This is a genomic window from Nocardia sp. NPDC051750 (genome assembly GCF_044453135.1).
Classification (GTDB): domain Bacteria; phylum Actinomycetota; class Actinomycetes; order Mycobacteriales; family Mycobacteriaceae; genus Nocardia.
In genome coordinates this window covers 1,590,459-1,614,380 of the sequence record NZ_JBITCK010000001.1, presented here as the reverse complement: position 1 = coordinate 1,614,380, position 23,922 = coordinate 1,590,459, and the positions used below count along the sequence as shown (strand labels likewise).

Annotated in this window: 21 protein-coding genes and 2 pseudogenes; 5 read left to right on the top strand and 18 right to left on the bottom strand. The window is 67.7% G+C overall.

The genetic code is table 11. From position 1 onward, the window contains the following. Position 1 precedes the first annotated feature (1 nt). The 9 genes and pseudogenes from rpmD to ACIA75_RS07195 form a co-directional block, all read right to left on the bottom strand. The gene (gene rpmD / locus ACIA75_RS07235; RefSeq protein WP_033244270.1) at positions 2–181 is read right to left on the bottom strand and encodes a 50S ribosomal protein L30; all 180 of its coding nucleotides are present in this window, start codon (positions 179–181) and stop codon (positions 2–4) included. Between the two features lies 1 nt (position 182). Beyond that, the gene (gene rpsE, locus ACIA75_RS07230; protein WP_397100780.1) at positions 183–830 is read right to left on the bottom strand and encodes a 30S ribosomal protein S5; all 648 of its coding nucleotides are present in this window, start codon (positions 828–830) and stop codon (positions 183–185) included. Positions 831–876: 46 nt separating this feature from the next. Beyond that, on the bottom strand, positions 877–1,284 hold the full coding sequence (rplR, locus tag ACIA75_RS07225) for a 50S ribosomal protein L18 (protein ID WP_397100778.1): 408 nt from the start codon (positions 1,282–1,284) through the stop codon (positions 877–879). A gap of 2 nt (positions 1,285–1,286) precedes the next feature. After that, positions 1,287–1,823: a 50S ribosomal protein L6 gene (gene rplF, locus ACIA75_RS07220; RefSeq protein WP_397100776.1), complete on the bottom strand. Its 537-nt coding sequence runs from the start codon at positions 1,821–1,823 to the stop codon at positions 1,287–1,289. A 15-nt stretch (positions 1,824–1,838) separates the two neighbouring features. Next, positions 1,839–2,237 (bottom strand): 30S ribosomal protein S8, encoded by a 399-nt coding sequence (gene rpsH / locus ACIA75_RS07215; protein WP_069161946.1) that lies wholly within the window; start codon positions 2,235–2,237, stop codon positions 1,839–1,841. Positions 2,238–2,595: 358 nt separating this feature from the next. Beyond that, a complete protein-coding gene (locus ACIA75_RS07210; protein WP_397101022.1) occupies positions 2,596–3,423 on the bottom strand; it encodes a collagen binding domain-containing protein in 828 nt (275 codons plus the stop codon). Positions 3,424–3,651: 228 nt separating this feature from the next. Continuing rightward, positions 3,652–5,079: pseudogene (locus ACIA75_RS07205) on the bottom strand (MFS transporter); the annotation flags it as partial. A gap of 241 nt (positions 5,080–5,320) precedes the next feature. Then, a complete protein-coding gene (locus ACIA75_RS07200) occupies positions 5,321–6,736 on the bottom strand; it encodes a protein kinase (RefSeq protein WP_397100774.1) in 1,416 nt (471 codons plus the stop codon). 32 nt (positions 6,737–6,768) lie between these two features. Then, on the bottom strand, positions 6,769–7,578 hold the full coding sequence (locus ACIA75_RS07195; protein WP_397100772.1) for a hypothetical protein: 810 nt from the start codon (positions 7,576–7,578) through the stop codon (positions 6,769–6,771). 125 nt (positions 7,579–7,703) lie between these two features. Between ACIA75_RS07195 and ACIA75_RS07190 the strand changes: the two genes are divergently transcribed. The 3 genes from ACIA75_RS07190 (at position 7,704) to ACIA75_RS07180 (ending at position 9,945) form a co-directional block, all read left to right on the top strand. Then, the gene (locus ACIA75_RS07190) at positions 7,704–7,943 is read left to right on the top strand and encodes a hypothetical protein (protein ID WP_397100770.1); all 240 of its coding nucleotides are present in this window, start codon (positions 7,704–7,706) and stop codon (positions 7,941–7,943) included. Between the two features lie 73 nt (positions 7,944–8,016). Beyond that, positions 8,017–9,147: an alkaline phosphatase family protein gene (locus tag ACIA75_RS07185; protein ID WP_397100768.1), complete on the top strand. Its 1,131-nt coding sequence runs from the start codon at positions 8,017–8,019 to the stop codon at positions 9,145–9,147. Positions 9,148–9,264: 117 nt separating this feature from the next. Continuing rightward, positions 9,265–9,945, top strand: a complete 681-nt coding sequence (locus ACIA75_RS07180; protein WP_397100766.1) for an MBL fold metallo-hydrolase — start codon at positions 9,265–9,267, stop codon at positions 9,943–9,945. 138 nt (positions 9,946–10,083) lie between these two features. Here the strand turns inward: ACIA75_RS07180 and ACIA75_RS07175 are convergent, their stop codons facing one another. Genes ACIA75_RS07175 through rplN form a run of 4 tightly spaced genes read right to left on the bottom strand, consistent with a single transcriptional unit; the run spans position 10,084 to position 11,525 of the window. Continuing rightward, on the bottom strand, positions 10,084–10,269 hold the full coding sequence (locus ACIA75_RS07175; RefSeq protein ID WP_014349101.1) for a type Z 30S ribosomal protein S14: 186 nt from the start codon (positions 10,267–10,269) through the stop codon (positions 10,084–10,086). Between the two features lie 3 nt (positions 10,270–10,272). Further along, the gene (gene rplE / locus ACIA75_RS07170; RefSeq protein ID WP_397100764.1) at positions 10,273–10,836 is read right to left on the bottom strand and encodes a 50S ribosomal protein L5; all 564 of its coding nucleotides are present in this window, start codon (positions 10,834–10,836) and stop codon (positions 10,273–10,275) included. A 1-nt stretch (position 10,837) separates the two neighbouring features. Next, positions 10,838–11,155 (bottom strand): 50S ribosomal protein L24, encoded by a 318-nt coding sequence (gene rplX, locus ACIA75_RS07165; RefSeq protein WP_357241949.1) that lies wholly within the window; start codon positions 11,153–11,155, stop codon positions 10,838–10,840. A gap of 1 nt (position 11,156) precedes the next feature. Continuing rightward, positions 11,157–11,525, bottom strand: a complete 369-nt coding sequence (rplN, locus tag ACIA75_RS07160) for a 50S ribosomal protein L14 (protein ID WP_033244618.1) — start codon at positions 11,523–11,525, stop codon at positions 11,157–11,159. 341 nt (positions 11,526–11,866) lie between these two features. Here rplN and ACIA75_RS07155 point away from each other — a divergent pair, with 341 nt between their 5' ends. Beyond that, on the top strand, positions 11,867–13,906 hold the full coding sequence (locus tag ACIA75_RS07155; RefSeq protein WP_397100761.1) for a M13 family metallopeptidase: 2,040 nt from the start codon (positions 11,867–11,869) through the stop codon (positions 13,904–13,906). Between the two features lie 33 nt (positions 13,907–13,939). Here ACIA75_RS07155 and ACIA75_RS07150 read toward each other — a convergent pair whose 3' ends face one another. The 5 genes and pseudogenes from ACIA75_RS07150 to ACIA75_RS07130 form a co-directional block, all read right to left on the bottom strand. Next, positions 13,940–18,442 (bottom strand): amino acid adenylation domain-containing protein, encoded by a 4,503-nt coding sequence (locus ACIA75_RS07150; RefSeq protein WP_397100759.1) that lies wholly within the window; start codon positions 18,440–18,442, stop codon positions 13,940–13,942. Between the two features lie 79 nt (positions 18,443–18,521). Then, the gene (locus tag ACIA75_RS07145; protein ID WP_397100757.1) at positions 18,522–19,463 is read right to left on the bottom strand and encodes a methionyl-tRNA formyltransferase; all 942 of its coding nucleotides are present in this window, start codon (positions 19,461–19,463) and stop codon (positions 18,522–18,524) included. 63 nt (positions 19,464–19,526) lie between these two features. Next, positions 19,527–20,819, bottom strand: coding sequence for a SidA/IucD/PvdA family monooxygenase (locus ACIA75_RS07140; RefSeq protein ID WP_397100755.1), 1,293 nt, complete (start codon positions 20,817–20,819; stop codon positions 19,527–19,529). 585 nt (positions 20,820–21,404) lie between these two features. Then, the gene (locus ACIA75_RS07135; RefSeq protein ID WP_397100753.1) at positions 21,405–22,460 is read right to left on the bottom strand and encodes an AMP-binding protein; all 1,056 of its coding nucleotides are present in this window, start codon (positions 22,458–22,460) and stop codon (positions 21,405–21,407) included. 341 nt (positions 22,461–22,801) lie between these two features. Then, positions 22,802–23,089 (bottom strand): annotated as a pseudogene (locus ACIA75_RS07130) (ABC transporter ATP-binding protein); the annotation flags it as partial. Between the two features lie 75 nt (positions 23,090–23,164). On the opposite strand from ACIA75_RS07130, the gene ACIA75_RS07125 reads away from it, so the two are divergent. Beyond that, on the top strand, positions 23,165–23,866 hold the full coding sequence (locus tag ACIA75_RS07125) for a siderophore-interacting protein (protein WP_397100751.1): 702 nt from the start codon (positions 23,165–23,167) through the stop codon (positions 23,864–23,866). Positions 23,867–23,922 lie beyond the last annotated feature (56 nt).

The window sequence follows — 23,922 nt, the reverse complement described above, 5'->3', positions numbered from 1 at the left end:
GTCAGACCTCCTCAACAGTTACGAGGTGGCGCACGACATTGATCAGACCGCGGTTCTGCGGGTTGTCTTCCCGGATAACCGTCTTGCGGATCCCCCGCAGACCGAGGGTCCGCAGGCTCTCCCGCTGATTCTGCTTGGCGCCGATCGAGCTCTTGATCTGGGTCACCTTGAGATCTGCCATATCAGACTCCTTGTCCGGCACGGGCACGCAGCATGCCCGCGGGAGCGACGTCCTCGAGCGGCAGACCGCGACGCGCGGCGACCTCTTCGGGCCGCTGCAGCATCTTCAGCGCGGCGACGGTCGCGTGGACGACGTTGATCGCGTTGTCGCTACCGAGCGACTTGGCCAGGATGTCGTGGATACCCGCGCATTCCAGCACGGCACGCGCGGCACCACCGGCGATCACACCGGTACCCGGGGAGGCCGGGCGCAGCATGACCACACCGGCCGCCGCTTCGCCCTGCACCGGGTGGGTGATGGTGGAGCCGATCATCGGGACGCGGAAGAAGCCCTTACGCGCTTCCTCGACACCCTTCTGGATGGCCGCGGGAACTTCCTTGGCCTTGCCGTAGCCGACGCCGACCAGGCCGTTGCCGTCGCCCACGATGACCAGGGCGGTGAAGCTGAAGCGCCGGCCACCCTTGACCACCTTGGAGACACGGTTGATCGCGACGACGCGCTCGAGCTGGTTCTTCTCGGCGGGATCGTTACGACGATCGCCGCGGCGATCGCCGCCGCCACCACGACGGTTGTCGCGGCCGCCCTCAGGGGCATTGGGGTTCTGTCCGGCGGGTCCGTTTCCGCCGTCACGCCGTTGACGTCCCGGCATCAGACGTTCCTTCCGTTCACGCTGGTGTGTGCAGTCATGGTGATCATCAGAACTTCAACCCGCCTTCCCGAGCGGCGTCGGCGAGCGCCGCGATCCGGCCGTGGTAGTCGTGACCACCACGGTCGAACACCACGGTCTCCACACCGGCGGCCTTGGCGCGGGCCGCGATCAGTTCGCCGACCTTCTTACCCTTGGCGGTCTTGTCGCCGTCCACCGCGCGCACATCGGCCTCGATGGTCGAGGCCGATGCCAGGGTGTGACCGGCCGAATCGTCGATGAGCTGCACATGCAGATGCCGCGAGGAGCGGTGCACGATCAGCCGCGGCCGAACGGTGGTGCCCTCGATCTTCTTGCGCAGGCGGAAGTGACGCCGCGTCTTGGACAGCCGACGGCGAGTCGAAGCATCCTTGCCCAGCGGAATGCGCTTGGCCTTCTGGTTCTCGGTTTGCGCCATGATCACTTACCCGTCTTTCCGACCTTGCGGCGAACGACCTCACCGGCGTAGCGGATGCCCTTGCCCTTGTACGGGTCGGGCTTGCGCAGACCGTGGATGACCGCCGAAATCTGGCCGACCTTCTGCTTGTCGATCCCGGATACGGAGAATTTGGTGGGCGATTCCACCGCGAAGGTGATGCCGGCGGGCGCCTCGATCGGCACCGGGTGGCTGTAGCCGAGGGCGAACTCGAGGTTGCTGCCCTTCTGCTGCACGCGGTAGCCGACGCCGAAGATTTCCATCTTCTTCTCGTAGCCCTTGGTGACACCGGTGACCATATTGTCGATCAGGGTGCGGGTCAGGCCGTGCAGCGAGCGGTTGCGCCGCTCGTCGTCCGGGCGGGAGACCACCAAGCGGCCGTCTTCCTGCGCGACAGTGATCGGCTCGGAAACGGTCAGCGAGAGCTGACCCTTCGGGCCCTTCACGGCGACGTCCTGGCCGTTGATGCTCACCTCGACACCCGAGGGGATCACGACGGGATCTTTACCGATACGCGACATTGTCCGTACCTCCCCTTACCAGACGTAGGCGAGGACTTCCCCGCCTACTCCCTGCTTGGCCGCCTGGCGGTCGGTGAGCAGACCGGTCGACGTGGAGATGATGGCCACGCCGAGGCCGCCCAGGACCTTGGGCAGGTTGGTGGATTTCGCGTACACGCGCAGACCCGGCTTCGAGACGCGCCGCAGACCCTGCAGGCTGCGTTCCCGGCTGGGCCCGTACTTGAGGTCGACGACGAGGGCCTTGCCCACGGTGGCGTCCTCGGTGCGGTAATCGGCGATATAGCCCTCACGCTTCAGGATCTCGGCGATATTCGCCTTGAGCTTCGAATGCGGGGCCTTCACCTGATCGTGGTACGCCGAGTTGGCGTTGCGCAGACGTGTCAGAAAGTCTGCGATCGGATCGGTCATGGTCATAGTTCGACCTCGACACCTTTCTCGCTGCGGTTCCCATGCAACACCCGCGCCACAAGACACGGGCCGTGGGCCTACAGCAATTCGGCTGGTCCGGACGGCAGTCACCGCCGGATGAGTTCGCATCGCCCGGGCCGCCCGCGCAGGGGGCCCACGGACACAGAAGTGCCCTGGCAACCGGTCCAGTGTAGGAGCTGGCCCGGATACGACAAAATCGGGGCCCCGGACGACCGTCCCGACCAGCAAGGCGGCGATCGGTAACCGCGGTTGCGCCGTGCACGCGCGAAGCTACGGCCCCGCAGCGCGAACGAGCCCCGGAGCACCTGCTCCGGGGCCCGTTCTCCCACGTCCACGCCCGAGCTCACCAGGAGCTCTTGTGCACCTCCGGCAGTTCGCCGAACTGCTCGGTGTCGTGGTCGCTGTCGTCGGCAGGGCTCTCGGAGGAGGCGGCGCGCAGCTCCATATCGATCCCCTCGATATCGTGCTCACCCACCCGCACCTGTGCGGTCGACGGTGCGTAGCCGGTGGCGACGACCGTGTAGTTGCCCTCGGCGAGGTTGGCGAACACATAGGAACCGTCCGCGTCCGTGGTGCGGCTCTCCACCACATTGCCCAGCGAATCGGTCAGCGTGACCAGGGCGCCGGCCAGCGGACGTCCGCCACCCGCGACCACACCCGCCACTCGCACCCCGGGGCGCAGCAGCACCTCGACGCGGGCGGTGTCACGGCCGTTCACCTGCGCCGAAACGGCAGTCGGGTGGTATCCGAATGCGCTCACCGCGATCGTGAAGGCACCCTCCGGCAGGCCGGTGAGTTCGAAGCCGCCGGTGTGGTCGGAAACGCCTGCCGCCATCACTTCGCCGCGCAGGTCCAGGGCGGTGATCATCGCGCCGGATACGGGGTTGCCGTCACCGGCCCGCGCGACCGTGCCCTCCAGGCCGGTCAGTGCGCTGAGGGTGACGTCGTAGGACACCGGGTTGCTGCCGAGGACCGCGGTCGACGCGTCCGGCCGCCGCCCCTCGGCGGAGGCGATGAGGACATACGAACCGGGTTCGGGTGCGGCCAGTTCGTAGAACCCGTCCTGCCCCGACCGCGCCCGGCTGAGCTGCCGGCCGGCGGGCGAGATCAAGGTGAGGGTCGCACCGGCCACCGCGGCACCCCGCACGTCGGAGACCCGGCCGAACAGCACGGATCCGTTACTGGCCGGCTGCTGGGCGGGCTCGCTCGCACCATTGCGGTGCGCCGCGGTAACAGCAGGGGTCTCGGGCGCGGCGTGCCGCGGACCCGGCGCGGAAGTGGTGTCCTCGGCGACCGCCGCCGTTGCGGCATCATCGACCACCTGCTCGGCTTCGGCCGAGAGTCCCGCGGCTGCGGCAGGAACCGCCTCGGCCACCGCATGCGCTTCGGCCTTCGCCTCGTCGGGCCGCGCGCCGGCCGCCGCCGCGGCGGCGCGTTTCACCGTCGGGATGGTGCAGGCGATCAGCGCGGCCGCCGCGGCGACACCGCAGCCGATCAGGATGCCGACCCGGAAACCGTTCTCGGTCGGGACAGTGATCCCGCCGGCGAAGCTGACACTCATCTGCGCCAGGACCGCGCCGATCGCGGCCGAGGCCACCGAGGTGCCGATCGAACGCATCAGGGTGTTGAAGCTGTTGGCCGCCGAGGTCTCGGTGATCGGCACCGCGCTCATGATCAGGGCGGGCATTGCGCCGTAGGCGAAACCCACACCCAGGCTGATGATGATGCCGCCGAGCATCAGCCCCCACGCCTCGCCCATCATGAGGACCGACGAACCGTAGCCGAGGGCGATGATGACCGAGCCGAGAATCAGAGTGATCTTCGGGCCCGCGAGCGCGGAGAGTTTCGCGCTCAGCGGCGAGCTGAGCATCATCATCAGCCCGCCGGGCGCCATCCACAGACCCATCGCGACCATCGACTGGCCCAGGCCGTAGCCGGTGGCTTCCGGCAGCTGCAGCAGCTGCGGGAAGATCAGCGCCTGCGCGAACATCGACATACCGATGACGATCGAGGCGGCGTTGGTCAGCAGCACGCGGGGCCGGGCGGTCACCCGCAGATCGACCAGCGGATCACGCGAGCTCAGCTCCCACCATCCCCACAGCAGCAGAACCACCACCGCGGCGACGAACAGCGAGAGGGTGGTGACGCTGGTCCAGCCCCAGGTTGCTCCCTTGGATACGGCGAGCAGCAAACAGACCAGTGCGACGCCGAGACCGACAGCGCCCAGCACATCGAATCGGCCGCGGTGGGCACGAGGCGGGGTCGACGGCACCACGAGGAAGATCAGCAGGCCCGCGACCACGCCGAGTACCGCGATACCCCAGAACAGGTAGCGCCAGCTGCTGTACTCGACGACCGCCGCGGCCAGCGGCAAACCGAGCGCACCGCCCACACCGAGGGAGGAGCTGATCAGCGCGATACCGGAGCCGAGCTTCGCCGGGGGCAGCAGATCGCGCAGAGCGGCGATTCCGACGGGGATCAGGCCTACACCCATCCCCTGGAGCCCGCGGCCGACGAGCATCGGCCACAGCGACGAGGACACGGCGCACAGCACCGACCCGATGACGAGCGGAACCACCGAGCCCACCAGCACCAGGCGTTTCCCATACAGGTCGCCGAGCCGGCCGGCGACCGGCGTCGTCACCGCGCTGGCCAGCAGGCTCGCGGTCACCACCCAGGTCGCGTTGGACGGGTCGGTGCTCAATATCTCCGGCAGCTGCCCGAGCAACGGCATCACCAGGGTCTGCGTCAGCGACGCCACGATCCCGGCGAAAGCGAGCACCGCAAGTACCGCCGCGGGGCGGACAGCGGGTTCGGTCTTGGTCACGAGCTTGCTCCTCAGCAAGAAGAATTCAGTCGATGTGCATCATACACATAACATGCATGATGCAATCTAACCAATTCGCCGCCTTCGGGTTCCGTCCACGCGAAGGGTCGTGTGAGCACCCGCGGAGACCGCGATATACGCCGGGAGCAGCGCCGACGCTGTGACTCGCGCAACAAACCCGCGACGCCGCCGGTGTGCGCCGGACCACCAGCCGATCGCCCGCGAGCCGACAGACACTCACCTATCCCTGGCGGTCGTCCACAACCAGCCGAGGGGCGCCGACCGTGGGAGAAACCTGGCCGCCGCGGGCAAGTTCGGCGAGCAACGCGCCGCGTAGTTCCTCCGCCGTGCGGAAATCACTGGCCGCGTCCTCGCGTAGCGCCTCGTCCACGATCGCAGCGAGAGCAGCGGGGATGTTCGGGTCACGCATCCGGATCGGCATCGGTTCCGTCTGCAGAATCACCAGCCACGGGTCCCGGCCGTATGGGAAGTCCCTCGGGTAACTGGCCGTGAGGGCGTAGTACAGACAGGAGGCGAGCGCCCACAGATCCACGGCGGGCGTGACATCGCGGAAGTTGATCACCTGCCGGCGCGAGACATAGCCGGGTTTACCGGCAAGCGTGCCAGTTCGGGTGAGTCCGCTGAGCCCGGCCTGATCGAAGGCCTTGGCCAGGCCGAAATCGCCGACCTTCGCGATCGGCGCGTCGCCGGCACCACCGAGCAGTAGGTTGTGCGGGCTCATATCGCGGTGCACGACCCCCGCGTCGTGCGCATAGGCCAGGCCTTCCAGTGCCTGGCAGGCCAGCCGGGTGGCTTCGGGAACGCCGAGGCGGCCGCCCCGGTGGAGCATGAACTGGTCCAGGCTGCCACCGGCGCAGTACTCGGCGGTGAAGTAGAACACCCCATCGGCGAAGCCGGAGTCGTGCAGGGCGGCGATGTTCGGATGTCGCAGTGCCCGGGTGAACTCGACCTCACGCAGGAACCGGGCCCGAGCCTTCGAGCTCGCCGCGGCCTGGGGCAGCAGCACCTTCAATGCCACCAACCGGCCGGTGTCCTCGTGCCGGGCGAGATACACCGAGCCCATCCCACCGCGCCCCAGTTCACGCAGCAGCTGGTAGCCACGGATAGGGGCGAGTTCGCGGCGCCCGGCTCGCGCGGTATCCACCAGGTGCCGGGCGATATCACCGGAGTCGGCACGACAGTCCGCACACAGGTAACCCCCGGTGAGCTCACCACTCACCTCCCGGTGGCATTTCGCGCACAGGATCACCGACAGCGTGGGCTGATTCGCAGGCAGGTGTATATGGACGCGGAATACCGTATCGCCGAGCCGGATCTCGTCGCCGTCGGCGAGGTCGTATTCCGGGACGGGCGCCGCTGCCCCTTCCCGGGGAGTCTGGTGGGCGGCGCGCTGGCCGATCTTCCTGCCGTTGACGAAAGTTCCGTTGAGACTTCCGAAATCGCGGATGCGAATGGCGGGCGGGTTGATATCGAGCAGGCAGTGATGGCGGGACACCGTGTTGTGCCGCTCGTCGTCGGGCAGACGCGGCGAGCAGTCACCGGCGCGGCCGAGGACACAGGTGGTTCGCGTGTCGAACTCGTACTCCCCGGGTTCGAGCCGGCCGCGGACGACCCGCAGGGTGACAGTGGCGGGCATCGAGGGCTACTCCCCGGCCGTCGGGTCGCTGCTCACCCGTCGTTCTCGTCGAGCTGATCCCCGAGCAGCAGGAGATCCTCCGGCATCAGCGTGGCCGATGCCAGCATGGCTTTGATCAGATTGTGGTTCAACGTGTTACCTACCGGTTCACCGATCCCGTCCTCGACCCGGATACCCGGAATCGGGTCGGGCCCCATGGACAGCCGCTCGCGGAGCGCCCCGACGATATGCGCGGCTCCCCGCCAGGTCCAGTGCCGTCCACCGGGCGCCCGGTTGAGATCGGCGGCGGCCTGATTCCACGTCACCGGTTGCGGGAATCGCTCCTGGCGCAGATACCGCTGCGCGAGGGCGGTCAGCACCAGGCGTTCGTCCGGGCTCAGCTCGTAGATATCCGGCGGTCTGGTCCGGGTGTGCTGCTGATCGGCGGCGCGCGGGTTCCGCGCCCCGACCACATGGACCTCCAGCAGGTGCGGACCGCTCTTCGGCGAACCGATGAACAGCGGGGTGTACCCGGACTCGATGGGCATATCGTGCCCGGACAACAGCATCACATCGCCCGGCAACTGGATCGGCAGCTTGCCCTTGTTGCGGATCCACCACTCGCGACCGTCACAGGCGAGCACCCCGTGCAACCGGCTGACCCGCGGATCATCGACCCCGATCGGCACATGCACTTCGTCCCGGCAGCGCCCGAAATGCAGGGCGAACTTCCGGGGCGGGACGGCGTAACCGCCATCCGCGGCCAGCGCGAAAATCGTCCCGGGTGGCGCCGGTGGCACTCCACCGGCCAGGCTGGGCGTCGAACCCGGCAAAAACTGCGGTACGAAATCATCGGTCCTCACCGCGCACTCCCTTCCCCGAACCGGACGTTCCGCACAGTACCGATTCCCGCTCGGGACCGGTCCCGGATCGATCCTCACGCAGTCGGCGCAGCGGATTTCCGGACCACCCCGGCAGAATGGTCGTCATGGAAGATGCGGAACCCACGGTCACGCTGAGCTTGTGGCGTGCCGATGCCATCGTGTTGTTCGATTGGCTGGCCACCACGGACCTGGATTCTGTGCCGATCACGCATCCGGCACAGAAGCAGGCACTGGCCGATCTCCTGTCCCGGTTCGAATGGGCGGCGGACGAGGACGTGACCGCCGTGGCGGATGCCGAGATCGCCGCGGCACAGCGCGACGTAGCCCGAGATATGGGCTGGTGACCCCGCAGAGCAGCATCCCCGCCCGTAATCTGCTCCCCGCGACGCAGCCCGGTCTCCGGCAGTATTGAAGTCGATGCTGTACACACTCGCCGATATCCTGCCCGCGGTCGCCGCGTCGTTCGGGTCGGGAACGCACAATCCCCTGGGATTCGTCCCGAACCGGGATGTCGTGGTGCTGCTGATCGACGGACTCGGCGCCGAATTGCTCGCACGGCACCGGGACCTCACGCCCACCCTGACCGCCCGTGCCACCACCACGCTCACCGCGGGGTTTCCGGCCACCACCGCGACCAGCCTCACCAGTCTGGCTCTCGGTGCGCCCTGCGCGACGCACGGCATCATCGGCTACAGCTTCGCCGTGCCGGCCGCCGGCGGTGTGCGGTTGTTCAACTCGCTGCGCTGGCGGTTCGATTCCGCGACCGGCGACGACGCCCGCGAAGCCTTTCCACCGGAAACCGTGCAGCCGGGGACCAGCCGGCTACAGGACCTCGCCGCGCACGGGGTCGAGGTGCACTATGTGGTCCCGGAGTACCAGGTTCGTTCCGGTCTGACCCGGGCCTCGTTCCGCGCACCGGGCACCCTGCATCCGGCCGCCACGCTCGACGAGGTGCGGGCCGGAATACTCGAGGTGGCCACTCATCCGGGCACCGGATCGCGATTCGCCTACGCCTATTTCCCGGATCTCGATTCCACCGGCCACATCTACGGTCCCGAATCGTCCGAGGCACTGGCGGTTCTCCGGGAAATCGACGCGTTCGCAGCCGGGCTGCTCACCGACCTCCCGGATACCTGCACCCTGGTCATCACCGGTGATCACGGAATGATCCACGCGGACAACGCCGTCGACCTCGACACCCGGGACGGACTGCTCCGCGGTGTACGCCTGATCGCGGGCGAGGCGCGGGTACGGCACATCTACCTCGACCGCGCGGAGGCCGCGGCCGACACGCTGGCCCGATGGTCCGCGGAACTGGCCGCGGATGCGCACGTGGTGAGCCGCGAGCAGGCACTGGACGAGCACTGGTTCGGCCCCACCCCGCCCGCACCGGTGATCGCCGATCGGATCGGGGATCTGATCGCCGTCGCCGAGGGCCGCTCCGTGCTGCTGCGGCCGGAACACGAACCCCTGGAGTCGGCGATGATCGGCCATCACGGCGCCCGGACCCCCGACGAACAACTGGTCCCCCTCATCACCTCACGCTGACCGCGCGCCGTCCCGTTTCGTGCCGGGCAAGCCGCCCGCCGAGCACACAGCCCAAAACTATTGTGGCCGAATCCGCACCCTTGACCTGAACTAATATTCAGGTTTTAGCGTGAGACCATGCGTACCGAAACGACACACACCACCGATACCGGCATCGCGGCCGTAAGCCAAGTGGCACCCGACCTCTGGGAGACCCGGGAGTTCGTCGTCCCCGGCGGCCCGCGAACCCACGCCTACCTGTGGACCCCACCCTCCGGCCAGAACATCCTCTTCTACTCCCCCGGCAACGACCAGGATTTCGACCGGCTCGAACAACTGGGCGGCGTCACCCGCCAATATCTGAGCCACCAGGACGAAGCCGGTCCGATGCTGCGCGCGGTGGCCCACCGGTTCGGCAGCCGCCTGCACGCCCCGGCCGCCGAGGCGGGAGAGATCGAAACCCACGCGTCGATCGATGTCCGGCTCACCGAGCGGACGGTGGACGACGCGGGCGTGGAAGTGATCCCCACCCCCGGGCATTCCCCGGGCAGCACCTGCTATCTGGTACCCGGCCACGACGGCCGTACCTACCTGTTCACCGGCGACACCCTGCTGCGTTACCCCGACGGATGGCGCACCGGCTACATCCCGGGCTACAGCGACAAGGACGGGCTACGCGCAGCTCTCGACATCCTCGCCACGGTGCAACCGGACGTCGTAGTGTCCAGTGCCTTCGTCGCCGGAGCCCCGGGCGTCCACCACGTGGCCCCCGGTACCTGGCAGACCCACCTCGCCCAGGCCCGCGCCGGACTCTCCTAGATTCCGCGTCGAAGGCACAGCCCACCATGATCGCGGTTTCACGATCACACCCCCGGAAGCACGAAAAGGACCCGAGCCGCAGCTCGGGTCCTTTTCTATGGTGCGACCCCGGCCGGGCGGGAGCCCGCCGGGATCAGCTCACCAGGAGCTCTTGTGCACGCCCGGCAGCTCGCCGCGGTGCGCCATTTCACGCAGGCACACGCGGCACAGGCCGAACTTGCGGTACACCGCGTGCGGCCGGCCGCAACGCTGGCAGCGGGTGTAGGCGCGCACAGCGAACTTCGGCTTGCGGTTGGCCTTGTTGACCAGTGCTTTCTTGGCCATGTCTCAGTTCTCCTTGAACGGGAAGCCGAGGTGCTTCAGCAGGGCACGGCCTTCTTCGTTGTTGGTCGCGGTGGTGACAACGGTGATATCCATACCGCGCGGGCGGTCGATCTTGTCCACATCGATCTCGTGGAACATCGACTGCTCGCTCAGACCGAACGTGTAGTTGCCGTTGCCGTCGAACTGCTTGGGCGACAGGCCGCGGAAGTCACGGATACGGGGCAGGGCGATCGAGACCAGGCGGTCCAGGAACTCCCACATCCGGTCGCCGCGCAGGGTGACCTTCGCGCCGATCGGCATACCCTCACGCAGTTTGAACTGCGCGATGGACTTGGTGGCCTTGCGGATCTGCGGCTTCTGACCGGTGATCAGGGCCAGGTCCTCGACCGCGCCGTTGATCAGCTTGGCGTCGCGGGCGGCGTCACCGACACCCATGTTCACCACGACCTTGACCACGCCGGGGATCTGCATGACGTTCGGGTAGTTGAACTCGGTGTTCAGCGCGCCCTTGATTTCCTCGCGGTAGCGCTGCTTCAGCCGGGGCTGCACTTTCTCGGTGGTGGTCATATCAGATGTCCTTCCCGTTCTTACGGGAGATCCGAACCCGCTTGCCGGTTTCTTCGTCGGTGCGGTAGCCGATCCGGGTCGCGTTACCGTCGGAGTCGACAACCATCACGTTGGACACGTGGATGGGCGCTTCCTGGGTAACGATGCCGCCCGACGACGCGCCGCGCAGGTTCGCGGAGTTCGCGACATGCTTCTTGATCCGGTTCACGCCCTCGACCAGGATCCGGTTCTCCTTGGGGAAGGCCTGGATGACCTTGCCCTTGGCACCTTTGTCCTTGCCCGAGACGACGAGCACGGTATCGCCCTTGTGCACCTTCATGTCAGAGCACCTCCGGGGCCAGCGAAACGATCTTCATGAACTTCTTGTCGCGCAGCTCGCGGCCGACCGGGCCGAAGATGCGGGTGCCGCGCGGGTCGTTGTCCGGCTTGATGAGCACAGCGGCGTTCTCGTCGAAACGGATGTAGGAACCATCCGGACGGCGCCGTTCCTTGGTGGTGCGCACCACGACGGCCTTCACCACGTCACCCCGTTTGACGTTGCCGCCCGGGATGGCGTCTTTCACAGTGGCGACGATGACGTCGCCGATACCGGCATAGCGGCGCGACGAACCACCGAGAACGCGGATGCAGAGAATCTCCTTGGCACCCGTGTTGTCGGCGACGCGCAGCCGCGACTCCTGCTGAATCACTTCAGCCTCCTCGACCTGGACGTAAAGCACGCCGGATTGCCGACCCGACGGGCATGGTCTGTTACCACCCGAACGCGCGCCTACCAGCGGTTTCCTTCGATCTTCACGATCAACCACCGGGGGTTCGCGGCCGAATCGCGGGCACAGGGCCCGCAGGCAACCGGTCAAGGATAGCGAACCCGCAGCTAGGAAGGAAATCAGGGGTTGTGCCGGCACCGTCTTCGGCGGCGCGGGGTGGGGAGCGATATCGCCCGGCGCGACGTCAGGATGGTACGCCGGTAGCCTCATGAGGCTGGTTCGCCTACGAGAGGTGCGGGTCCCGCATCGGGGAGAGAGTTCGTGTGAATTCTTCGGATCGTCGATTCGTGCTCGACCGCCGCGGCTTCCTGGTCGCGCTCGGCCTGGTGCCTGCGGCCGCATGGCTGGTCTCCTGTTCCGAGGAGGAGACCGCGCGGCTGGTCAGCGTGGATATGGAAGGGTCCGATCCGGCGATCCGGCCGCAGGACGATCTGTACCGGCACGTCAACGGTAAATGGCTGCGCGAATACCAGCTGCCGCCGGACAAGACCTCCTACGGCGCGTTCAGCGAGGCCAACGACCGCACCCAGCTGCAGTTGCGGGAGATCGTCGAGGGCATCAGCGATCCGGAGGACGGGACCGCGGCCCAGCACATCCGCGATCTGTTCGATGCCCGGATGAACCTCGACGAAATCGAGCAACTGGGACTGACGCCGCTGGACTCCATGTTCGCCGAGATCGACGACGCGAAGGACAAGCGGGAACTCGCCGAGGTGATGGGCCGGCTGCCGATCGGCGGGTTGATCGGTATCGGGGTGAGCATCGACCGCAAGAACTCCTCGGCCTATATCCCCTCGATCGGCCAGGGCGGAATCGGCCTGGACGAGCAGTACTACCGCGACCCGCAGTACGCCGAGGAGCTCGCCGGCTACCGGACCTACCTGGAACGCCTTGCGAAGGGCGCCGATTTGCCCGATCCGGCCGCGATCGCCGGCCGGCAACTGGACCTGGAAACCCGGATCGCCGCCGCTCACTGGGACAATGTGCGCAATCGCGATACCGAGGCCACTTACAACCTGATGTCCTGGACGGAAACCACCGCGCTGGCACCGGAGTACGACTGGGATCCCTGGCTGTCCGGGATCACCGACCGGCCCCGGGACCTGTTCGCGAAGCTGGTGGTGAACCAGCCGTCCTTCGTCACCGAGGCGGGCAAGATCTGGGCCGGCACCGATATCGCGGTCTGGCGGGAGTATCTCAAACTGTCGGTGCTGCAGACCTACGCGCGATACCTACCGAAGGAACTCTCGGACGCGAATTTCGATTTCAACGGCCGGCTGATGTCGGGTTTGCAGCAGCGGCCCGAACTGTGGAAATCCGCGGTCGGCACGGTGGACAGCAACCTGGGTGAACAGCTGGGCAAGCTGTACGTGGAGAAATACTTCCCGCCGGAAGCCAAGGAACGGGTTCAGATCATGGTCGACGATCTGATGGCCGCCTACCGGGAGAATTTCACGAACTCGAGCTGGATGTCGCCGGAAACGCGGCAGGCGTCGATCGCCAAATTGGACAAGATCGGCCTGAAACTCGGCTATCCCGACAAATGGGTGGACTATTCCGGCCTGAAGGTCACCCGTGGCAAGCTGATCGAATCCCTGCGCGCCATCAATGATTTCGAGGTGAAACGGTCGTTCGACCGGCTCGGGAAACCGGTGGACAAATCCGAGTGGAACGCTTCCCCGCAGACGGTGAACGCCTACTATTCGCCCACCACGAACGAAATCGTCTTTCCGGCCGCATTCCTGCAGCCGCCGTTCTTCGACAAGGACGCCGAACCGGCGGTCAACTACGGCGGGGTCGGCGCGGTGATCGGGCACGAGATCGGGCACGGTTTCGACGATCAGGGTTCGAAATTCGACGGGGACGGTAACCAGCGGGACTGGTGGACCCCGGCCGATCGCGCCGCCTTCGACGCCAAATCCCAGCAGCTCATCGACCAGTACAACGCCCTGGTTCCCGAGGGCCTGCCGCCGGAACAGCATGTCAACGGCGAGCTGACGGTCGGCGAGAACCTGGCCGACCTGCGCGGCCTGCAGATCGCGCTGACGGCCTTCCGGATCGCCGAACAGCGCGCCGGGGTGACGAATCCCGACTACCACACCATGTTCCTGTCGTATTCGCGGATCTGGCGCTCGAAGATGACGCCGGAGGTCATCGAGCGGCTGCTTCAGGGCGATACCCATGCCCCGGACGAGTTCCGGGTGAACCAGGTGGTGCGCAATATCGCCGAGTTCTACCGGACCTTCGGCGTGGTGGACAAGGACGCACTGTTCCTCCCGGAGGACCAGCGCGTCGAGCTGTGAGTCCCGCCGAGCGGCATGTCGAGTAGTCGGTTGTCAGAACCCCGAATCCGACAGGGTCAGTCCGCCGTCCGCCGACCACCGGGCGTTTGTTGCGGTGAGCGGCAACGCCTCCGACACCGGTGAATCGGGAGCATCCACAAAGGCCGTAAGCATCTGTTCGAGGTGGTGGGCGAGCAGATCTACGGTATTCCGGTCATGCCGGCCGGCTTCCGCGTGTACCACCGCCCGGAGGCCTCCGCCGGCCAGGGACGCGAAGGCGAAAACAAGCCGGTGCACGGTCGCGTCGATCGAGTCGAGTACCTGTACCGAGACCTCGTCACCGAGCCAGACCTGCTGAGGCCCGCAGTTCTCGGTGAATTCCACCACCGCGCGGCACAGGTCGTAGGGTGAACGCCCCGGGCATACGGCGGCGGCGATTCCGTCTGTCAGCATGTCCTGACCGCCGTAGACACCGAGCGCGGTCCCGCGCGCCCGGTCGAGCACCGTGCGCAGGGCCGGGTCGCCGGACAGGTCGTGGCGCAGGACCACGGCCGTCGACAGCGGGCCGACCGTCTCGGCCACGGAGTTGTCGGCCCGCCCCGACAGGGGTGCGCCGAGCGCGATATCGGCGCCGGCACCCAGCGCGTGCAGCAATGCCGCCACCACCGCCTGGTAGAGCATGTATTCGGAGGCCCCGACCGTCTCGGCGTGAGCACGCAACCGCCGGCGCACAGTTGTGGGCACCGCGAATTCCGCCGACCGGGCGCCGCCGTCGCGGTCCGGCCCGGCCGCTGTATCGCGCAGTCCGGCGAGCGCGGCCTGCCGGTACTCCACCCGGGGCCCGGCCGATTCGACGACCGCCAGCTGCCACAGGGTGTAGTCGGCGTAGTCGACGGCCGGCGCGGCCCAGCGCGGCTCCGCACCGGTTCCGGCGCGACTCCGGTAAGCGGTGGCCAGGTCGGCGAGCACGATCCGCAGCGACTGCTCATCGGCGACCAGCCGGTCGGCCGCCAGTACCAGCGCATACCGGTCCGCGCCCAGAACGTAGAGGCTCGGCTGCAGGAGCGGCCCGGCCGCACGGTCGAAGCGGACGGACGGCAGCGCGGACAGAGCGGCACCCAGATCGGTCTCGGCTAGCTCCGTCGCCGGTATCCGCGGACGAAGTTCCGGCAGGACAACCTGATACGCCGAGGCGCCCGACCCGGCGATCACCGTCCGCAGGATCTCGTGCCGCGCGAACACATCGTGCAGGGCGGCAGTCAACGCATCCCGGTCGAGCGGGCCGTCGAGGCGAGCCACCAGCCGGACCGTCGCGTCACCTCCCGCGCCGAGCACGGCACGCTGGTTGTAGGACAGCGGGATTCGGCCGGGCCGGGGCCGGCGGTCCAGTTCCGGACGGCCCCGACCGGTCACCGGTGTCGCGTCGACCAGGGCGGCCAGACCGGCCACGGTCGGTGTATCGAACGGTGCCCGCACATCGACCTCGACCCCGAATTCCTCCCGGAGCAACAGCACCAACCGGTTGGCCAGCAGCGAATGCCCGCCCAGTTCGAAGAACGAATCGTCCGCACCGACCTCCGCGCACCCGAACAGTTGCCCGAACAGCCCGGCCAGCCGGACCTCCGTGGGGGTACTCGGCGGCCGCAGCTCACCGGTCCGGAAGCGCCGCGGCTCGGGTAGTGCGCGTTTGTCGAGCTTGCCGTGTTCGGTGAGCGGGATCTCCTCGATCACCGCCCAGGCCGTGGGCAACATGTAGTCCGGCAGGGATTTCGCCGCATACGCCCGCACCTCGGCCACATCCAGAACGCCCGCGGCAGGCACCAGATAGGCGGCCAGACCGGTGCCGGCCGCCGGGTCCTGGAACGCGACCACCGCGCAGGCCCCGACCCCCGGATGCGTGGACAGCGCCGCCTGCACCTCACCCGATTCGATCCGGTATCCGCGCACTTTCACCTGTTCGTCGGCGCGGCCGACGAATTCGATCTCGCCGTCGGTGTTGCGCCGCGCCAGATCGCCGGACCGGTACAGCCGCTGCCCGGGCAGGAACGGGTCGGCGACGAACCGCTCGGCGGTGAGGCCGCCGCGATTCCGATAGCCGCGGGCCAATTGTTCACCACCGAGATAGATCTCACCGATCACCCCGTCGGGAACCAACTGCAAGCGATCGTCCAGCAGGTAGACGTACACATTCCGGTTGGGCACACCGACCGGGACGATCCGGGTGCCCTGCGGCCCGCGCACGGTCTGATGGGTCGCGGACACCACCGCCTCGGTCGGACCGTAGTGGTTGCGCAGTTCCGCGTCCAGAACTCCGGCGAACCGGTCGGCCACCTCGCCGAGTAGCGCCTCACCGCCCACCGGGACCCGCCGCAGCGCACGCCATTCGGTGACCTCGGGCAGCATCAGGAATGTGCTCAGCAGTGACGGAACCATATGCAGCACAGTCACCCCATACCGGGTGATCAACTCGGAGACGTACGGAATATCGCGCAGCGCACCGGGTTTCGGAATCACCAGGCAGGCGCCCAGCGTCAGCGTGACGAAGATATCGAGCAGGGAGGCATCGAAACTGACCGAGGAGGACTGCAGCAGCCGGTCCTGCGCGGTCATATCCCATTCGGCGGAGAATCCGCGCACGTGGTCGGCGATCGCCGCATGCGCGACCCCCACGCCCTTCGGAGTTCCGGTGGAACCGGAGGTGTAGATGACGTATGCCAGGTTGTCCGGGTGCAGGGGTCGCCGGCGGTCGTCGTCGGTGAGGTCGTGCCCGGCCAGGGCGGCGGCGCTCTCTTCGAAAGCCGCCAGTTCGGCGCCGTCGAGGACGAGCCGCGGGCGGGCGTCCGCGTCCAGGAGGTCGATTCGCCGGCCGGGGTAGGACGGATCGATAGGAAGGTAGGCCGCACCCGCCTTCAGAACAGCCAGCACAGCCACCACGAACTCGACGGAATCGGCGATCCGCACGGCGACGAGGTCCTCGGTGCCGATCCCCTCCTGGACGAGCCGGCGCGCGAGTCGATTGGCGCGACTGTTGAGTTCCGCGTAGGTCAGCTCGAGATCGTCCGCGCCGGGTGCGATCACGGCGGTGGCGGCACGGGCCCGCGCAACCCGGTGCTCGACCAGCGCGACCAGCGTCGTGGGTTCATCGGCTATCAGTTCGCCGTGTGATCGGGTGAGCAGGCGGGCCCGCTCTCGATCGCCGAAGAGGTCCAGCTCACCCAACCGGGCCGCCGGGTCACGCAGGACACTGTGCAGCAATTGCGTGTACTGCGCGAGCAGTTGCTCGACCAGCCGCCCCTCCAGCTGGTCGGGCCGGTGGTCCGCCGTCAGCCGCGGCTCGTCCCGGTCGAGCACCACCGTGACCCGCAGCGGCATCGGCGCGACCGGCGAGCCGAACGCCTCCAGCGTCGCGGTGATTCCGGCCAGTTCGGGCACGGCGATCGATTCCCGCACCCCGAACCCGATCCGCGCCAGCTGTTCCAGACCGTCCCGCGCGCCGGTGCGGTCCGGGTTGATCGCGTGGACCACCCGGTCGATCCCGACCGCACGATGCGCGACACCGTCCGCCACCGTGCCGGCGATCCGGGTGAGGAACTCCGCGAAGGTGTGCGCCGGTTCGGGCGTGGCCCGGATGAGCAGGGTGTTACCGAAATAGCCGATCACCCCGGATGTGCCCGGGGGGCGGGTGTCGGCCGGGAGAGCCACCAGGAAATCACCGGCACCGGTGTATCGGTGGACCAGCGCGGCGAACGCGGCCAGCAGAACCGCCGTGTCGTCGACTCCGTGGGCGGCGGCGAGATCCCGGACCTGTCCGAGCAGGGCCCTGGGCAGCGGGGTCTCGGTGTGTTCGACGGTGGGCGGCACCACCGCGCGCTCAGCGGGTTTTCCGGGTAGTTCCAGCGGCTCCGGCAGCGGGTGCAGCGCCCGGGTCCAGTACTCCAGCCCGTCGCTGTCGGCAGTGTCGTCACCGAACCTCTCGGTGAAACGGACCGGCAGCGAACCCCCTGATGTGTCGTTGTAGGCGGCGGACAGTCCGGCGGCGAAAACCGGTGCGGAGGCGTCGTCCCACGCGATCGTGTGGACAACCAGCAGCAGCAGATGCTCGTCGGCACCGCGGCGCATCAGCGTGACCCGCAGTGGAGTTTCGCCGGCCAGGTCGAAGGGCCGGGCCAGCGCGCGCCGGGTCAGCACCTCGACGCGGCGGCGCGCCGGATCGGCCGCCAGCGCCGTCAGGTCGTGCTCCTGCCACTGGAAGGTCAGGTCGGCGCGCACCTCCTGATAGGGCTCACCGTTGGTGTCCAGCCCGTAGACGGTACGCAGGATTTCGTGCCGGTCCGCGACCGTTCGCACTGCCACGCAGAGCCGTTCGGTGTCGAGCGGGCCACGCAGCCGATAGGTGATCCGGAGATTGAGGGACGTGTCCGCGGGGTCACGGGTCTGCAGGAACCAGGCGCGGCGCTGCCCGGACGTGAGCGGGCGCCGGGTCGCCGCCGGGTTCGGCTGCGGTGCGACCGCGTCCGGCGGGGCCTCGTGGTTCGCGTCGTTGGCGATGATCGACATGATTCCCTTCGGCCCCCCGTACTGGATCACTGCGCTCGGACCGGTCCGGCCGGCGCGCGGACGCGCCGGCCGAGCCGGGTCATTCCGTCGCGTCGGTCAGATAACCACCACGCCGGAAGAATTCGGCGCCGCTGTGTTCGGCACCGTCGGCCGTGCGAACCCGGGTGATCAGCAATCCGTGGTTGTCGCCGCGATAGGCGTCGGGACCGCACACCACGACACCGCCACCCTCTTGCACGATGACCCGCCCCGGGGTGCCGCCGTAGCGAGCCGCCGACACGCCGGCCTCCAGCACCTCGATGCGCTCACCGCGGTAGTGAGCGAACGCGCGTGGATACGGCGCCGACAACGCCCGCACGAAACGTTCCAGATCCACGGCCGGCCAGTTCCAGTCCAGCCGGCTGTCCCGATCGGACCGCTTGTGGAAATACGTGCGGGCCGCCTTGTCCTGCGGCCGCCACACCGCCGTCCCGTTCGCCAACGCCGCCAGCGCCTCGTGGACCGCGCCGGGAATGAGTTCCATTCCGGCGATGACCAATTCCGTCCCCGTGGCATCGGGGCCGATCGGCAGCGAATGCTGCACGAGGATATCGCCGGTGTCGAGCTGCTCGTCCATTCGGTGCACGGTCAGGCCGAACTCGTCCGCACCGCTGATCAGCGCCCACAGCACCGGGGAGAATCCGGTGAATTTCGGCAGCAGCGAATCGTGCAGGTTGAGGGTGCCGTGGGTGGGCATGTTGTACAGCTCCGGCGGCATCCAGGTGTACCAGCTGTTCACCACGATGACGTCCGGTTCGGCGCGCTTGACCAGGTCGATCGTCTCGGCGTCGGCCCGTTCGGTCAGGTGGACCGGGATACCGTGTTCGCGGGCCAGCTCCTCCACCGAATCCGACCAGATCCCCTTGTAGGAATCCTCACTGGCGGGATGGGTGACCGCGAGCACCACTTCGTGCTCGGAATCGATCAGCGCCTGCAGAGTCTTCCGGCCCCAGGTCTGGAACCCGAACGACACGATACGCATCAACGAACCTCATCTACGTGTTGCTGGACAAAAGTAAGGCAAGCCTAGCCTAGCGCCAGGCGCTCAGTGTGTGGGGACTTGTCCCGCGAACGCCGGGCTCGCGGCCGCGGCGACGGGCGCCGGTGCGCTCGCCAGAATCCGGTCCGAGAGTTCGCCCAGGCAACTGAGATTCGGAAATCCGGGCCCCTGCGCAAGACCCGCCATATTCGGCAGATACAGCTTCGCCGGCAACCCCTCCACCGCCAGGTCGTATCCCATCACCGCCTCGATCCTCGGCTGGGTGACCGGCCCGCCGACGGCCAGCTCGAACAGATCGGCGGCCTCCTCGTCGAACAGGTCGAGGAACCAGAGCGGCTGGCCGCCGGTCGCGTCGACCACGAGATCGAAGGCATGGGTCTGGTCGGGCCGGGATTCGTTGCGCAGCGTCAGCGCGACCCCGTCCCCCTGATCGGCCACCCGCACCACCCGGCCCTGCAGGTGATGTACCCGGTTGTCCGCGAGCAGCGTCTCCTGCACCCGCACCGAGAACACGCCCCGGTCGGTCCGCCGCACCACATCACGGCGTTCGGCGACGCTCAGCGCCCGCCATTTGGCGGGATCGCTGAACAGCGAATTCTCGAAATAACTTTCGCCGCGGGTGTAGATCGTGGCGGCGGGCGAGATCACCGAAACGGTCAGCACATCGTGGCGGACCAGTTCGTCCATGGCCGAACCGGCGGTCTCACCCCCGCCGATCACGGCGGCCCGCGAGGACACCGGCAGTTTCCGGCGTCCCGCCAGATCCCAGAAATCGGCGATACTCAGCAGTTTCGGATGGTCGGCCAGGGCGCGGGTGCTGTCACCCGGGCCGGTGATCATCAACCGCTCGGCGCCGATCTCGGAAGTTTCACCGTCGGACCCCGCGACGGTGACCCGCCACTCGGCACCTTCGGCGCGAATACCGCGCACCCGGCCGCGCACGATCTCCACCTCGGATTTACGCGCAACCCACTGCAGGTATTTCGCCCACAGATTGTGTTCCGGACTCGGCCGGCCCCGATCCACCCATTCGGCGTAGGTACCGCGGTCGACCAGGAAGGCCGTCCACCCGAACGCCATCATGGCCTGATCCACGGCATGGTTGTGGCCGCGGGCCCAGGTCGAGTGGTACGGGAAGCCGATATCTTTCTCCGGGCTGGTCCCGAGCCGGTGCCGGCCATCGGTCCAGCCACCGGTCGCCAGCCAATTACCGCCCACCGCATTCGGTTCCACCACGGTGACCCGTGGCGCCGGCAATCCCAGTTCGCGGAGAACATGCGCTTTGGCCGCTACCGCCATGGCTTTGGGGCCCGCACCGACCACCAGAAGTCTGTCCACTGGTTCTCCCACTTTCCCGACAGCCCGATGGCGTCGCGCCTCATCCGGCGTGGTGGCGGCTGTCGCACCGGACAGCACGAACCACCCGAGTTCGCATAGGCTTACCTTACATCAGGTCGCGGCGCGAAACCCCGGGTCCGCTCGGGAAATCGGGCGCCCAGGCGCCCGAAATGCGGGTGACCAGCAGTAATACAAACCGACCGATGCGGATATCGATAACCGGACCGCACAGGCCAACTCCGACCGCGCCCCAAGACCAACACTGCTGATCGCCGCCGATTCCGTGTCGCCGGAACAGGATCGGCAGGCCAGTGGACGGCCGGAGCCGGAAGTACGTTCACGCCCGGCGCACACTGTCGCCGACCGATCGGCTCCCGACCGAACCCGCCCGGCCGGCGCGGAACCGGACTCGGCAACGCCGCCCATCGCCTACGCACCGGGCTCGACGCGAGCGACGCCACTGTTCACCCGAAGCACGAATTCGGCGGCGGCCCGACAACCGTGCCGTTGAATCCGGAGGCCCAGCTGCGCAACAGGTGGCGCGGGCAGCGGCCACGGTGTATCGCCGAATGCCGGTGCCGCGGCTCACGATTCGATGATCAACCGACCCTCGGAGGTCCACCAACCGCGGTGGCCGGTGCGGAACAAACGCGCGCGTGGCTCGTACGGATCACTCACGAACCGTTCGCGATAACGACCGCCCGAGAACTCCGCGCCCAGCGCCCGGCCACCGATGTGGACATCACCGACAACGCCGGGCGCAGCCAACCGCCCGTGGTCATCGAGGAGCAAAACCTTCGCACCGGGCACCGGGCGGGTCCAGCCGTCCGGCGCCAACGGGCCGCGCGATACAGCACCCACGTAGGCCGGGGCGTGGAATGCGACCGTTGCCACCGCTTCCGGCGACAGGCGCCGCACAGCGTCGGGAAGCATCGAACCACCACTGGTACCCACCAGATCCCAGCGCGCCACGGTCGGCAGCCGGTGCACCCCGGCCTCGACGAAGCGGACCGGCAGTTCGGCGGCGGCGACCACCTGGGATACCGCGTAGGTTTCGATCAGCTCGGCCAGCGCCGCAGGATCCCGGCGCTGCGATTCGGCCGGCACGACCACCGATGCGCCCGACGACCACGCCGCCAGCAGGTCGACAGTGTTCTGCGGGTCCCCCCACGGCAGCGCCAGCAGCCGGACATCGGCGGGCCTCTGCGCGGGGTCCACCCGGTGCAGCCGGCGATCGGCGGCGACGGCACGACGATCGGCGACGGCGACCGCGAGCGCATCGGCACCGAGCAGCAGGCCGTCGCGGCCGAATCGGCCGATACCGACGTGCGAGGCGGTCACGAATTCGGCCAGGAGCGCGGCGAGCCCGGCCGGAGTGGGCAGCGCGGACGACCCGAGGGTCCGCTCTACGTCGCCGAGGCCGCCGTACAGTTCGCCGTAGGTGACGACCTCGCCACCACAACGGGCTGCCACGCGCGTGCCGGGCACCATATGGCCGTGCCGGATCACGGTGACCAGCGGGGACATGTCATAGGGTTCCACGCCGGTGGCCCATTCGCCGAGTATCCGTTCCCGTTCACCGGCCGTCAGCCGCGGTACGACGAGCGAGTCGATTCCCCTGATATCGTCGATGACGGTCATCGGTCACCTCCTGACACGGGCAGCACTCGGATCGCGACCACCGATGGATCGTTCACCACAGCTCCCGCCTCACTGATCGGCACGGTCGACACCGAACCCTGGTACACATTGTGCTTAGGCTTACCTTACAGGGCGAGAGCATGATTCTCCATACTGTCATCCCACATTCTCGCCGTACGGTTCGCTTAGGCTAAGCTAACATGCCCGGTGGCGCCGCGGGCCATCCACCCGGAATTCGAGCGCGCCGAGCGTCGCAGATCGTGCAGCGGAGCCGGGCACCGATGCACCCGGGCCGTGCAACAGGCCACGAAACCCGGTCCCCCCCCCCAGCAAGTTCCAGACCAACCGGCCGCCCGTGCCCGTTCGCTCCAGAAATCGGCATAGCGCCCGCCGAGTTCCAGCAGTTCCGCATGGGTGCCCCGCTCCACGATCCGGCCACCGTCCAGGAAAAGGATCTGATCGGCATGCGCGACCGTGGCCAGCCGATGCGCCACGACGATCACCGTCTTGTTCCGGGCCAGCTCGTGGATACCCCGCACGACCACGGCTTCGCCGCACGGATCGAGGGCGCCGGTCGCCTCGTCCAGCAGCACAATCAACGCAACTTTTCGCGGAGCACGGGCAACAGAGGGCCAGGTCAGACGCCGGACAATACGGCTCGGCAAACCCTGAACACAGCTGTCAGTTAGGTTAAGCTAACCTGCATGGGTAGAGGTAGTAATGGCGTAATCATGAAGGTGTGGCGGGCCGACGACTATCGGCTGACGGTCACCTCCACCGAGCGGATCACCGACAAGTACGTCCGCATCGGATTCACCGCCGGGGGGCTACTCGACGATCACCCGGTCCATCCCACTCAGTTCATCCGGTTGTGGATCCCCGACGCCGTAACCGACAAACTGCACCACCGCGGGTACACCCTGATCGACCAGGACCCCGACAGCGACCACTTCCACATCGAATTCGCCGTCCACGGCGGGCCTGCCAGTCAGTGGGCCGAACGCGCCCAGGTCGGGGATGTGATCGAAACCTCCGTGCTCGGCTCGAACTTCGAGCTCCCCGCGGCGACCCCGAGCGAATACGTGATATTCGGCGACAGCGCCTCCCTGCCCGCGATCAACACCCTGCTCGAAGCGATCGGCGACACCCCGGCCCGCGTCTGGCTGGAGTGGCAGTACGAATCGGATACCACCCTGCCCGTCCGCAACAAACCGCACCACACGGTGACCTGGGTGCAGCGGATCGACGACGGACGCGCCATGCGCGAGGCAGCCGACGAGCTCACCGTCGCCGGTGATGCCTTCGCCTGGGTCGCCTGTGATGCCGCCACCACCCGCGCCGTGGTGAAAACCCTGCGCACCACCCTGCCGAAACAACAGATCAAAGCCCAGGGCTACTGGAAGTGAACCCGCAGGTCCGCGCGGATCCGCGGGCATAGCGCCGCGGCCGCGCCGACTATGCT

Bases quoted from the DNA above. Each gene is read 5' to 3' on its own strand.
- rpsE (WP_397100780.1), bottom strand. From the start codon at position 830: ATGCCGGGACGTCAACGGCGTGACGGCGGAAACGGACCCGCCGGACAG.
- rpmD (WP_033244270.1), bottom strand. From the start codon at position 181: ATGGCAGATCTCAAGGTGACCCAGATCAAGAGCTCGATCGGCGCCAAG.
- rplF (WP_397100776.1), bottom strand. From the start codon at position 1,823: ATGTCGCGTATCGGTAAAGATCCCGTCGTGATCCCCTCGGGTGTCGAG.
- ACIA75_RS07185 (WP_397100768.1), top strand. From the start codon at position 8,017: ATGCTGTACACACTCGCCGATATCCTGCCCGCGGTCGCCGCGTCGTTC.
- ACIA75_RS07135 (WP_397100753.1), bottom strand. From the start codon at position 22,460: ATGACCGTCATCGACGATATCAGGGGAATCGACTCGCTCGTCGTACCG.
- ACIA75_RS07175 (WP_014349101.1), bottom strand. From the start codon at position 10,269: ATGGCCAAGAAAGCACTGGTCAACAAGGCCAACCGCAAGCCGAAGTTC.
- ACIA75_RS07145 (WP_397100757.1), bottom strand. From the start codon at position 19,463: ATGCGTATCGTGTCGTTCGGGTTCCAGACCTGGGGCCGGAAGACTCTG.
- rpsH (WP_069161946.1), bottom strand. From the start codon at position 2,237: ATGACCATGACCGATCCGATCGCAGACTTTCTGACACGTCTGCGCAAC.
- ACIA75_RS07125 (WP_397100751.1), top strand. From the start codon at position 23,165: ATGGGTAGAGGTAGTAATGGCGTAATCATGAAGGTGTGGCGGGCCGAC.
- ACIA75_RS07200 (WP_397100774.1), bottom strand. From the start codon at position 6,736: ATGCCCGCCACTGTCACCCTGCGGGTCGTCCGCGGCCGGCTCGAACCC.
- ACIA75_RS07180 (WP_397100766.1), top strand. From the start codon at position 9,265: ATGCGTACCGAAACGACACACACCACCGATACCGGCATCGCGGCCGTA.
- rplR (WP_397100778.1), bottom strand. From the start codon at position 1,284: ATGGCGCAAACCGAGAACCAGAAGGCCAAGCGCATTCCGCTGGGCAAG.
- rplE (WP_397100764.1), bottom strand. From the start codon at position 10,836: ATGACCACCACCGAGAAAGTGCAGCCCCGGCTGAAGCAGCGCTACCGC.
- ACIA75_RS07150 (WP_397100759.1), bottom strand. From the start codon at position 18,442: ATGTCGATCATCGCCAACGACGCGAACCACGAGGCCCCGCCGGACGCG.
- rplX (WP_357241949.1), bottom strand. From the start codon at position 11,155: ATGAAGGTGCACAAGGGCGATACCGTGCTCGTCGTCTCGGGCAAGGAC.
- ACIA75_RS07190 (WP_397100770.1), top strand. From the start codon at position 7,704: ATGGAAGATGCGGAACCCACGGTCACGCTGAGCTTGTGGCGTGCCGAT.